Origin of the sequence: Paenibacillus hemerocallicola (assembly GCF_006265175.1) — a bacterium.
Lineage (GTDB): Bacteria > Bacillota > Bacilli > Paenibacillales > NBRC-103111 > Paenibacillus_AB > Paenibacillus_AB hemerocallicola.
Window position 1 is genome coordinate 13743 of record NZ_VDCQ01000004.1, and the last position, 12384, is coordinate 26126.

At 55.5% G+C, this 12384-nt stretch carries 10 protein-coding genes and 1 pseudogene; 3 read left to right on the forward strand and 8 right to left on the reverse strand.

Annotated features, from left to right (window positions below; all coding sequences use genetic code 11):
- Positions 1-8: 8 nt before the first annotated feature.
- The 4 genes from ruvX to FE784_RS03740 all read right to left on the reverse strand — a co-directional run bounded on the left by ruvX (position 9) and on the right by FE784_RS03740 (position 4944).
- Positions 9-428: a Holliday junction resolvase RuvX gene (gene ruvX / locus FE784_RS03725; RefSeq protein ID WP_139600790.1), complete on the reverse strand. Its 420-nt coding sequence runs from the start codon at positions 426-428 to the stop codon at positions 9-11.
- 90 nt (positions 429-518) lie between these two features.
- On the reverse strand, positions 519-779 hold the full coding sequence (locus FE784_RS03730) for an IreB family regulatory phosphoprotein (protein WP_120749027.1): 261 nt from the start codon (positions 777-779) through the stop codon (positions 519-521).
- Positions 780-922: 143 nt separating this feature from the next.
- Positions 923-3559 (reverse strand): alanine--tRNA ligase, encoded by a 2637-nt coding sequence (gene alaS, locus FE784_RS03735; RefSeq protein ID WP_139600791.1) that lies wholly within the window; start codon positions 3557-3559, stop codon positions 923-925.
- Positions 3560-4065: 506 nt separating this feature from the next.
- Complete coding sequence (locus tag FE784_RS03740) at positions 4066-4944, reverse strand: phytanoyl-CoA dioxygenase family protein (protein WP_139600792.1); 879 nt, start codon at positions 4942-4944, stop codon at positions 4066-4068.
- A gap of 132 nt (positions 4945-5076) precedes the next feature.
- On the opposite strand from FE784_RS03740, the gene FE784_RS03745 reads away from it, so the two are divergent.
- Entirely contained in the window at positions 5077-5952 is an 876-nt protein-coding gene (locus tag FE784_RS03745; RefSeq protein ID WP_176705951.1) for an AraC family transcriptional regulator, read from the forward strand.
- Positions 5953-7186: 1234 nt separating this feature from the next.
- Here the strand turns inward: FE784_RS03745 and FE784_RS03750 are convergent.
- From FE784_RS03750 to FE784_RS03765, 4 genes are all read right to left on the reverse strand, one after another.
- On the reverse strand, positions 7187-8053 hold the full coding sequence (locus FE784_RS03750) for a YitT family protein (protein ID WP_425465528.1): 867 nt from the start codon (positions 8051-8053) through the stop codon (positions 7187-7189).
- A 169-nt stretch (positions 8054-8222) separates the two neighbouring features.
- A complete protein-coding gene (locus FE784_RS03755; protein WP_139600794.1) occupies positions 8223-9326 on the reverse strand; it encodes a metallophosphoesterase family protein in 1104 nt (367 codons plus the stop codon).
- 322 nt (positions 9327-9648) lie between these two features.
- A complete protein-coding gene (locus tag FE784_RS03760) occupies positions 9649-10509 on the reverse strand; it encodes a DMT family transporter (RefSeq protein ID WP_139600795.1) in 861 nt (286 codons plus the stop codon).
- 286 nt (positions 10510-10795) lie between these two features.
- A complete protein-coding gene (locus FE784_RS03765) occupies positions 10796-11563 on the reverse strand; it encodes a DeoR/GlpR family DNA-binding transcription regulator (RefSeq protein ID WP_139600796.1) in 768 nt (255 codons plus the stop codon).
- Positions 11564-11804: 241 nt separating this feature from the next.
- Between FE784_RS03765 and FE784_RS41790 the strand changes: the two are divergent.
- A pseudogene (locus FE784_RS41790) lies at positions 11805-11999 on the forward strand (YiaA/YiaB family inner membrane protein); the annotation flags it as partial.
- Between the two features lie 69 nt (positions 12000-12068).
- Positions 12069-12245, forward strand: coding sequence for a YiaA/YiaB family inner membrane protein (locus FE784_RS41795; protein ID WP_246131898.1), 177 nt, complete (start codon positions 12069-12071; stop codon positions 12243-12245).
- Positions 12246-12384 lie beyond the last annotated feature (139 nt).

Sequence of the window (12384 nt, forward strand, 5' to 3'; positions counted from 1 at the left end):
GGCACACCTCACCTTTTCGATTTGGAATCCAAATAGTTTTGCAAAATGAGCGCGGCCGCCATCTTGTCGACGACCAGCTTCCGCTTCTTCCTGCTGACATCGGCCTCGAGCAGCGTCCGCTGCGCCGAAACGGTCGTTAGCCGTTCGTCCCACAGCATGACGGGCAATTGCAGCGCATCCCGCAGCGTATCGGAAAAGGCGATGCAGATTTCTCCCCGCGGACCGATCGTATTGTTCATGTTTTTCGGCAGACCAACCACGATATCGGATACTTCGTATTCCCCTGCGATTTGTCGCAAACGCTCCAAATCATCTTCGGGCTTGCGCCTCCGGATCACTTCGACCCCTTGCGCCGTCCACCCGAATTCGTCGCTGACCGCTACGCCGATCGTTTTATCACCGTAGTCCAATCCCATAGTTCGAGCCATTGTGTTCTCCCGTCGCCGACGGCCGGCTTCCCGTTATCCGCTCCCCGCGAATAAGCACGGAAGCCGATGGAAAGCTCCACCGGCCATCGGTCATTTATGGTGCTGCAGATAGAAACGGACCAATTCTTCGATCAGCTCGTCGCGTTCCCTTTTGCGGATAAGGCTTCTCGCGTTGTTATGGCGGGGTATGAACGCAGGGTCGCCGGATAACAAATAACCGACGATTTGGTTGATCGGATTGTATCCTTTCTCCTGCAAGGCGTCATACACCGCCAGAAGTACCTCCTTCGGCGAAGTTTCCACGCCATCGGCTTTGACGTCGAATTTCATCGTTTTGTCCATCGGATTCATTACCAGAACACCCCCCGATTGCTGTAATGCCATAGTGTGCAGCGAATGTAAAATTTTAGTATGCGCTCTAATCTATTTATTCGTCATTCTCCGCAAAATTCCTGTCGGATCGGAGAAAAATTCACAACTTGTTCGTATAAATATCAGTTGGCCGCCGAAGCATGCCCGGCCACAAGCGATTCCACGGCCGCCAACGCCTCCGGAAGCTTGGACGGATCTTTGCCTCCGGCCTGCGCCATATCCGGTCTTCCGCCGCCTCCGCCTCCGCATCGGGATGCGGCTTCCTTCACGAGCTTGCCGGCGTGGAACCCCTTCTGCACGAGGTCCGGCGTCACGGCGGCGACGAGATTGACCTTGTCGTCGCTGACCGCTCCCAGGACGATGACGGCGGAGCCCAGCTTCACCTTCATCTGGTCGACGATGTTGCGCAGCGAATCCATATCGCCGGCATTGACCTTGGCCGCAAGCAGCGTTACCCCTCCGACCGATTTCGCGTTGTCGGTGAGCGATCCGGCTTCGATCGAGCTCAGCTTGCCGCGCAGCGATTCGTTCTCCCGGTTCAGCTCCTTGATCTGGGCGAGTGCGGACTCGACACGTTTCGGAACGTCCGGCACGCCCGACTTGAGCAAGCCTGCCGCTTCGCGCAGAAGCTGGAGCTGACCGTCCAAGTACAGGTAAGCGCTGCGTCCCGTGACGGCTTCGATCCGGCGCACGCCGGAGCCGATGCCGCTCTCGCTGACGATTTTGAACAATCCGATCTCCGCCGTGTTGCGGACGTGGCAGCCGCCGCACAGCTCGATGCTGTAGGAGCCGACTTGCACGACCCGGACGACGTCGCCGTACTTCTCGCCGAACAAGGCCATCGCGCCCATCGCCTTCGCTTCCGCGATCGGCTTCTGCTCGATGGTCACGCCGGTCTGTCTCCATATCTGCTCGTTGACGCGCTGCTCGATCTGCGCCAGCTCTTCGGCGCTGATACTGCCGAAATGGGAAAAGTCGAAGCGCAGCCGGTCCGGCTCGACAAGCGAGCCCGCTTGATTGACGTGATCGCCGAGCGTTTCCTTGAGCGCCTTGTGCAGCAGGTGCGTGGCGGTATGGTTTTTGACGATATCGTCGCGCTTGCCGACGTGAACCGCGGCTTGGACGGTATCTCCCGCGCGAAGAGTCCCTGACGCAACCTTGACGGTTTGCACCGTCTGGCCGTGAGGGGCTTTCCACACGTCCTCCACTTCAGCCTGAACCTGATCGTTCGACAGCGAGCCGCGATCGCTTACTTGGCCGCCGCTTTCGGCGTAGAACGGCGTACGGTCGAGCACGACCTGACACGTCTCGCCCGCGCCCACGATATCGACGAACGAGTCTCCGTGCACGATAGCGGTAATTTTAGCACTTGTTACCAAATCAGTATATCCAACAAATTCGGTTTTAACCGTAAAGTCGGCGAACGGTCCGCCCTGCACCTTCATGCTGTCCGTCTCTTGACGGGCCGAACGGGCGCGGCTGCGCTGGGCTTCCATTTCGTTCTCGAAGCCTTCGTGGTCGACGGTAAACCCGTTCTCCGAGGCGAAATCCTCGGTCAAGTCTAGCGGGAAGCCGTACGTGTCGTACAAGCGGAACGCATCGTGCCCGCCGATGACGGAGCCGCCTTCTTTCTTCAAGCCTTCAATAATGGCCGAGAGCATGTCCAGGCCGTCGGACAACGTTTCGTGGAACCGTTCCTCCTCGGTACGGATCACCTTCTCGATAAATTCCCGCTTCTCCACCACTTCCGGGTAGTACGAGCCCATAATTTCGCCGACGACCGGCGTCAGCTTGAACATGAACGGCTTGTCGATGCCCAGCGACTTGCCATAGCGTACGGCGCGTCGCAGCAAGCGGCGGATAATGTAGCCGCGGCCTTCGTTCGACGGAAGCACCCCGTCTCCGACGGCGAATACGACCGTGCGGATATGATCGGCGATTACTTTCAGCGCTACATCGTGGTCCGCGTTCGTATGATACGCGACTCCGGCGATTTGGCACGTCTCCTGAATGATCGGCTGGAACAGGTCGGTGTCGAAGTTGGAATCGACGTCCTGAAGAATGGAGGCGAAACGCTCCAGACCGGCTCCCGTGTCGATATTTTTGTTAGGCAGCGGCGTGTAGCTGCCGTCCTTGTTATGGTTGAACTGCGAGAATACGAGGTTCCATACTTCGAGGAACCGTTCGTTCTCCCCGCCCGGCCAGCACTCGGGATCGCTCAAATCGCCGTACTTGTCGCCGCGGTCGTAAAAAATTTCCGTACACGGACCGCACGGACCTTCGCCGATGTCCCAGAAGTTTTCCTCGAGCTTGTAAATACGGTTTTCCGGAATGCCGATCTTCTTGTTCCAAAATTCGTAGGCTTCCGTATCTTCGGGATACACGGTAACGGACAGCCGGTCCGGATCGAAGCCGATCCATTTTTTGTCGGTCAGGAACTCCCATGCCCAGGAGATCGTCTCTTCCTTGAAGTAATCGCCGATCGAGAAGTTGCCGAGCATTTCGAACATCGTATGATGACGGCGCGTTTTGCCGACATTCTCGATGTCGTTCGTGCGGATGCACTTCTGCGAGTTGGCGATGCGCGGATTTTCCGGAACGACGCGGCCGTCGAAATACGGCTTGAGCGGCGCCATACCGGCGTTGATCCAGAGCAAGGATGGGTCGTTATGCGGCACGAGCGATGCGCTCGGCTCGATTTTGTGTCCTTTGCCTGCGAAAAATTCCAGCCACTTTCGGCGAACTTCACTTGCTTTCATCGTTATGCTCCTCCGTTTGAATGGGCTTATTCTCACTCGCGGTAGGCCGCTGTCTCCATATACGCGACGATGTCGACCTTCCTCCATAAAAGGAAGCAAATGAGATTCTCTAATAAACAATATTGGTTCACGATCGGCCCGAAAAAAACAAAAAACGCCCCTGAAAGTCAGGGACGAGATCGTTCTCGCGGTACCACCCTGGTTATTGCGGACGCAGACAGGAACGATGCGCCTGCCGGATTCAACGGGGAATCGCGGGACGCGTCGCGAACGGGCTGCGGCCCTCAATCGCCTTAAGCGGAAAATAACGGTTCCGTACCCGGTGGAGTTTGTCCACGCTCCGAAGCAGCTTCGGCCATCCTTCTTCATAAAGGTTCTTGCAGCCTGGCGTCGGACGCTGCAGCGGTCCGGCGCCGGAACCTTCTCTCTGGATCAAGGTCGACGGCTTACTCGTTTCGTCATGGCTTTGACAGTATGCCGTCCGGCATATTGCCCGGAAACGGCTTTCATTCCATCATTTTATCGTTGCCACCCGTCATTGTCAATGCTGGCGGGAGCTCCGTGTCGGCGGGAGCTCCGTAAACGACCGGAAAATTTTCGCCGGCTAAAATTTCTCCCGGTCGTACGGCGACGTGCCCCTTCATCACATGATTTCCGCTCGGTTCGTAGCGCGTATGCCCGGGCATGTAGTGAACCGCTATCGCTCTGCGCTTCCGATCGGAGCGATTATGCGGGCTTCCGTGCCATGTCATGCAGTGGTGGTAGCCCACTTGGCCTTTCTTGATCTCGAACGGAACGGCTTCGACGACGGCGCTCTCGGGCAGCAGCTCCGGCTGTTTATGGTACGGCTTGAAGTCCGAGTCGCTGGCCAAATATTTTTGATGATCGCCCCATTTGTGGCTGCCCGGCACCATCCACATGCATCCGTTCCCGATTACGGCATCGTCGAGCGCCACCCAAGCGCTGACCAGCTCGGCCGGCCGAATGATCGGCCACAAGGGGTAATCCTGATGCCACCCTGTCGGTCCGCCGGATACCGGGGGCTTGTATTGCACTTGATCGTGCCAGATTCGAACCGTATCGGTTCGGCACAATTGCGCGATTTCCGCGCAAATGACCGGATGGGCGGCATGCCGGAGAAACTTCTCGCTTGCCATCCAAATATTGACGATTTGCACGACCCGCTCGCTGACCGACATTTTCATATCGTCATACAGGGAGCCTTCCAATAAGTTGCGGTTGAGTACCGGCCGGTTGACCGTTTTTCCTTCGATAACATCGTCCAGCTCGTGCCGGAGCGCCTCCACCTCTTCGTCTCCAAGCAAAATGTCGCCTTTCAGAAACCCGTTCCGGGCAAACTCGTCCAATTGCGATTGCGTCAACATTTCGATTGCACCTCTTTCCGGGAATGATTATGATTTTGATGACGCTTTAATCGTAATCGATCCGGCCGGCCGAGTATTTGCAACAAATCGCGCTTCGTTTACAAGTTTTCAAGATTGTTGGAGGGAATGCCGATGAACATCGGATCGTTGCCGGAGCTTGCGCCCGCCGTCAATTACGCGAGCCGTTCACGCGCCGCCAAAGGCACCAGCTGGGGACCCCGACAAATTCCGGACTGTCAGTGGTTCTATGTCGTCGCAGGAGAAGCGACGCTTCAGCTCGGACCGGATACGTATAAAATCGAGCCGGGGGAGTGCGTCTTCTACGGCGCTCGTTCTCCGCATCTGCTGACGATCGTGCGTCCGACGGACTACTACAGCTTGCATTTTTCCTGGCAAGCTTCCGCCCCCGAGCCCGTGCATCCCGCTTACCGGATCGAGACGCTCCCTGCGAAAGCCTTATCGCTGAAAGCGGAGCAGCACCGGCTGGACATTCCCGGCCACGCGGAAATCACGATTCCGCACCACTTCCGCATGCCGGGCATGGAGCCGTTATTGGACGAAATCGTGAAGGAATACGAGCACGAGCATCTCGGATTTTCTTTTCAGCTGAGAGCGCTGTTGATGGAACTGATCACGCTTGCCGTGAGGCAGTGGACAGCACGGGATACTGCGGAGAGAATAGGCAAAATCGGCCCGGCGCTGCGGGCCATGAGGGAACGGCCGGACCGGAACTGGTCGGTAACCGAGCTGTCCGGGCTGTGCGGCTACCATCCGAGCTATTTCACGAAACTGTTCAACAAGGAGGCCGGGACTAATCCGAAGCAATTTCTCGTCGCGGAGAGGGTCAAGCAAGCCAAGCAAATGCTGCTGCGGGGCGAATCGATCCAATCGATCTCGGAGAGGCTCGGATATTCCAGCCTCCACTATTTCAGCAGCAATTTCAAAAAAGAGACGGGCTTGACCCCCAGCGAATTCAGACAGGAGCCCGGCACGAGCTCTGAACGGTAACAGGAGGACCGAAGAATTCGAGGCGAAATACGGTGTGCGGAACGAAAAAAAGCCCCTGCGGAGCTCGGGACGAACGTTCCGGTCCGTCCCCTCCCGAGGCGTAGCATGCCGCATAGGCCCGCTTCGCTTTAGCTTTTTGGAACCTTATTCGCCAGCTCGAAGCCGGTCTTCTCCACTTCTTCGTTGCCGAGGTCCCTTGCAATACGCGGCACGCCGGCCTGCATTTTCATTGAAAAAAGACGTCGTGCCCCGTAATCGGCCCGCCGTCTCTTTCTCGATTTGCTATGGACATAGTCCGGTTTCCCCGGAGAACACGAGGCCCATCCCGCGATGACCGACCGATCGTCGATTGCGGCTTACCCGCATAGGTAGCGTAAATGCAAAAGTGCATGCAGTTTCGATCAATAGCGGAGTTGGCGCGATTCTGCATGCAAAAATGCAGGTAAATGACCCCGGAAATCGATTTTCCCGGAAAATCGGGGCAAACGGCATGCACTTTTGCAGGCAGATTAGCGAAAATCAGGATCTTGGCTTGTACAAACTGCACTTTTACATTTGGAGCAGTGAACATGACTGCAAGTTAGTGCGGAATCTGGCGTGTACATCGTTTGATAAATTCGATCGGTCCGCATCGGCCCCCTTTTATCGTTTAGTGCACAACTCGGTTTTTCACGATGGGAACGCCGCGATGAGGATGGACGATCGGGATTTAGAACGATGAGTTCCGCTATTTTGACAGCGAGGGAACAAATCGTTCCTTTAAGTAGTCGTGAAACCGAGTGAGAAGGCCCGAACGGAACGAAAAGTTCCGCTATCGGCCGGAATCAGGCCGTATACCGAGTCGCCGAGCGTAATAGAGGAACAATTCGTTCCGTTAGGCCCCTTTTCCACGCCATGGGGAACAATAGAGGAACTTTTTGTTCCACTTACCGCTAGGTTACGAACTACTGGTACTGGGCTCTGGAACTTTGCCAGCAAAGGTTCGCTTCACTTTTTGGGATTCGGATTACGCTGCAACACCATACTTCACTTTTTGGGGCACAGCTCGGGGTCCCCGGAAAGTATTCGGATAACACTTCAGCGCCATACTGCACTTTCTGGGCAGTTTTTCGGGGCCCCCGAAAAGTATTAGGATTACGCTGCAAAGGTTCGCTTTACTTTTTGGGGCTAACTCGGGGTCCCCGAAAAGTATTCGGATTACACTACAGCGCCATACTTCACTTTTTGGGGAATTCTAGTGGATATCCTTCTTTTTGAAGCGCCCGCCCTTGACATCGTGAATGTTGCCTATGGCGAGAAAGGCGCCGGGATCGAGCTCCTCCACGATCGATTTCAGCTTTGCCTGCTCCAGTCTCGTAATGACTGCGAAGATGACCTGCTTGTCGTCGCCGCTGAAGCCGCCTTCCCCGTTCAAATAAGTGACCCCTCGGCCGAGCCGTTGAAGAATGGCGTCTCCGAGCATTTTGGCATCCTCGCTAATGATCCATACCGATTTCGACTCGTCGAATCCTTCGATCGTCAGGTCGATCATTTTGAACGCGATATAATAGGCAATCAGCGAATACATCGCCCGGTCCCACCCGAATACGAAGCCGGCGCTGCCGAGAATGAAAAAGTTGAAAAACATCACGATTTCGCCTACGGAGAACGGCGACTTTTTGTTCAGCAAAATCGCTACGATTTCCGTTCCGTCAAGCGAGCCGCCGACGCGGATCACGATCCCGACGCCGATTCCCAATATGATGCCTCCGAACACCGCAGCGAGCAGCGGATCGATCGTTAACGGTTCGACAGGGTGCAGCAGAGCCGTTCCGATTGACATGACGATGACCCCGTAAAGCGTAGAGATCGCGAACGTTTTGCCGATCTGCTTGTAGCCCAGCAGCAGAAAGGGCAAGTTGATCAACGTCAAAAACAAGCCGAGCGGCAAGCCGGTCAAATGCTGGCAAATGATCGAGATGCCGACAACGCCGCCATCGATAATATTGTTCGGCACTAGAAAGATTTCGAGCCCGACGGATACGAGAGCCGCCCCGAGAAAAATGAACACCGCTCTTCTCGCGATTTGAATTTTCGAGCTTCGTTTATGCTGCCTGCACAGCTCCGCCGGCAGCGGCTGGTCCAGTGTAGCCAATCCTACGTCTCCTTTTCATCGATACGGATCGCTCTTGCAACTGAACCTATTGTAACCACAATTGCCCCGGACTACCATTCCCACTGCGCCACGCCCGGCTCCGCATCCTTTCTTGCTTGTTGCCCGTCATCGCCTGCTAGTATCGCAAGCTCCGGTCATTTCCCGCGCCGAATCTCGTCAAGTGGAGCATACGGTGCCGCACATCGAGCGTCACGATATCGAAAGCCGTCTCGGTCCTCGTTCCCTCAACCCTCTCCGGCGCTACCTCGAAATCCCGGTTCGTCACGGCATTAAGCGTCGAGATGAGCGGGATTCCATCCTTAACGAGCACCTGGTCGTAATGGACATGGCCGAAAAAGCATCCCGCCACGCTCCCGGGACCGCACGCCGAATAGTCGGCCTCGACCGATTGGGCGAAATCGCCGTCCGTCGGAACGGACCGATACGTGCCGCCGTTGCGGTAAGCCGCGATAATGCCCCACATCGCCTCCTCGTTCGCTATCGGATGGTCGGCGCCGAATACGTCTTCCTGCCCGATCGAGACATGGGAGAAAATGACGACGGACCACTCCCCGCGATCCGGTTTATCGCGCATGTCGAGCGCGTCGTGTGCCATCCAGCGCAGCTGCTCGTTCGAGAATGCATATTGCCATTGCCCCTTTATCCGCAGCCCTCCTCTATCCGTTGTCCGGTAAGGAATGTCGATACAGTTCAACACGATCATTCTGACCTTATTGCCGGGGATATCGAAGCAGTAGTACAGACCGTTGGGGCGAGCCGGATCAAGCGACACCGACCGTTCGATTCTACGGACATACAAGTCGTAGCTTTCTTCGGGAAAAACGACGTTCCCCGTCCGGTCCGGATCGCGATAGTGGTCGTAAATAGAATTATCGTCATGATTCCCTTTCAATGGAAAAAAGGGAAGACCGATGTCGTTGAGCCTGTTCATCAATTGCTGCTGGGACTCCATGAACTCCGCTTTCGGACCGTTCTTGCTGTGATCGCCGCCGCAAACGATCGCCTCCAGACGAATATGGCCGGCCAATCGTTTAATCGCCTCCACCGCGAACAGCTGGTTGCCGCCCGCGCTATGATGAATATCGGTAATAAAGACGAAATTGACCGTATCTGCATGCTGCACCGAACGGCAACGGGTCAACACTTCTTCCGCCTCGGCCGCCAAATAGTCGGGCAGCCCTGCCGATTCGCTTACGGACGTATTAGCTTTCTGTTCCATTCGATTTCCCTCCGCCCATGATCGCTGGTCGCTTGCCTAAATTCAGCATGGTTCTTGCTGAGGTGCTCCGATTTCACGAAATAAGGTTGGTTCCAGCCTTATTTTCCGCGACCGCCCCGCGTACGCGGCGAGCAATTCTCGATGAAAAAAATTTTCGAGTAGAAAGATCGGCGTATTTAATTCATACGAAAAGATTGCGTTTTTCCGCTAAAAACGGCTTCAATGCAACTAAAAAGCTATTTGCCCATGACCGGGTTAGTCCGGGTCGTACGGCCCGAGCGAAAATCGATGAAGGGATACGTTATCCCAGACGATAGCTCTACTAATATCCCGAAACCGCGATAAGAAAAATTCCCGCGACAACGACAACGGATGCCGCCAGACGCCTCGCTCCGTGCTTTTCCTTCAGGACGATCACTCCTAGGAGCGCACCGAACACGATGCCGACTTCGCGGAGCGGAGCGACATAGGTTACTTGCGCGTGCTGCATCGCGTATAGAAATAGCAAATAGGACCCCGGGGATAAAACCGCTCCGACCGCATAAGTCTTCCATTGGCGAAACACGATCGCCGTTATTTTCCGGGAAGAAAACGCGGACGGAGTGAGTCCCAGGATGAAGCCGATGTTCGTGACGGCGAGCAGGGCGAGCGGCGACAGCGTCCCGAGATTCAGCTTATCGACGAGCGTGTACGACGTCGTGCATAATCCGACGGACAGGGCCAGCATAATAGGCTTCAATGACAACCGTTCCCCGTTCCGCGTCGGCGTCCAGCCGCTCATCGCCACGAAGCCCGCGACCAGGCAAAGGATGCCGAGCCAACCGATGGCCGGTAAAGATTCGTGCAAAAACGCGACGCCCAGCACCGGCACGAGCAGCGTCGAGGTCCCCCTCATGATCGGATAAGCCTGCGACAGATCGCTGCGTCTATAGGTCACCGCGAGCAGCAGCGAGTAGACGCTTTGCAAAATGATCGATAACGCGATCAGGAACCACGCCTCCGCGGCTATGTCTCCTTTCGTCAGCTCCTTCCATGCGACAGGCAGCAGCACGATCGTGGACGGGATGTACATGGCCCACAGAAAAACGGCTTTGCTCTCGCTTTTTTTGGCAAACAGGTTCCAAACCGCATGCGCCTGCCCCGAACCGACTACGAGAAGCAACGACAGCTCCGGTAAAGGCATACCCAGCCTCCTACTCTTAAAGAAACCACTTATATACACAAATTAGCACATATATACACAAATACGCAATATAATTCACACATATACAACCCCAATTCCCGAAATCAAAAACAAAGACGGTACTAAGCCAAGCTGAGATCCAGTACCTATGAGAGAATGGTTTCCGTTCCGCCACAACGCTTGCCATGCAAAAAAGGATCGGAACAGCTGCATTCGCGCAGCGCCCGATCCTACAAGTATTAAAGCGGCTTGCCTCAGACGCATTGATCCCGTCGTCTGTTCTTTCTCACTCGCACACAATTTCGATGCCGTGCCGCCCGTACCGCTCCACGAGCCCACGGTCGATATCGGGATCGGTGACGAAGCGTTCCACCTCGGTCGCGCCGCATATTTTGGTGAGCGACACGCAATCGAATTTGCTGCTGTCCGCAAGCGCGATCGTGCGCTTCGCGTTGTTCAGCAATATTTTTTTCACCTGGATTTCTCCGATCCCGTAATCGGTAATTCCTTCGGACAACGTCACCCCGCTCATGCTCATAAAAAACAGGTCGGGATGAAAACGGGCGGCAAATTGCTCGGCCAGATCGCCGATCAGGCTCTGTTCCTCGTTGCGGATGACCCCGCCGATCAGCACGATCGTGTAATGCGGCATATCGACGAGCAAGGTCGCGATCGGAAGCGAGTTTGTAATGACGGTGAGCCTTTCGAATTTGCGCTTCAGCAGCTTGGCAAATTCGGTATTCGTCGTGCTGACGTCCATGGCGATCGACATGCCTTGTTCCACATATCGCGAGGCGATTTCGGCCAGCTCGCTTTTTTGCTTGAGGAAAGCCGTTTCCCGCACGGTCAGCGGTATTTCCCTGCTGTAATCCAACTGCTTCGATATCGCGCCGCCATGGACGCGCGTAAGCAGTCCTTCTCTTTCCAGATGCTCCAAATCGCGCCGGATCGTCTCGAACGAAACGCCGAGCAGCTCCATCAGCTCCGACGCTTTGACCGATTTCTCCCGTTCCAGCTTATGGACGATCGCTTGATGCCTTTGCTGCGCAAACAATCCGTTTCCCCCTTCCGAAGTCGGCACGCGTGGCGCGAAGCCTTGCTCCTGTCCCAAAGTGTACCACATGCCGGGTACTACGAAAAGTTAGTACTATTCGCTTGAGGGACGCGGATATAATATAAGATCAGGTACTAAGACTAAGCGCTAAACGAACGGCACTCCGACAGACGGCAATCGACAAAATTCGGCCGGCGCGGCGTCAGGCGCCAATACTCCTTATCCGAGGTGTTGTATGATGATGAGAAGAAGAAATACGGCAGCATTTTCATTTATGGCATGGGCATCGTTTACTAGTGCGTTTCTGGCGATGTTTATCGGAATCTACACGCTGGAAGAAGAGCTTTCCGTCAAAGGGTATTACGCCGTCGCCGCCTTGTACTTGACCATGTCCGCCTTCGTCCTGCAGAAAACGGTCCGCGACAATCAGGAAGACGAGCACACCGGCAAAAAACGGAACACGGGCGCCTTCAACTTCCTGGCCTGGGCCGCCTTCGCCACCGCCCTGATCGCCATGTTCATCGGTATCTACAACTTGAATCAACCGTTGTCCGTGCAAGGCTACTACGCCGTAACAGCGCTCTTTCTCACCATGTCCTCGTTCGTGCTGCAGAAGACGGTCAGAGACAACAAGGAAGACGACGATCTGATCGGCCCGTCGAACGTCGATTCTCAGGAGTAACCGGTGTGGAGAGACGGACCGACATACTTATATTAACCCCACAAAGCGGGGCATTGCTCCGATGCTTATCCACGGTACTTTGCGGGGACCCCGAAACTAACAACGGCCTTCCGGCTGCCTGCGATATCGAGACTGGTCG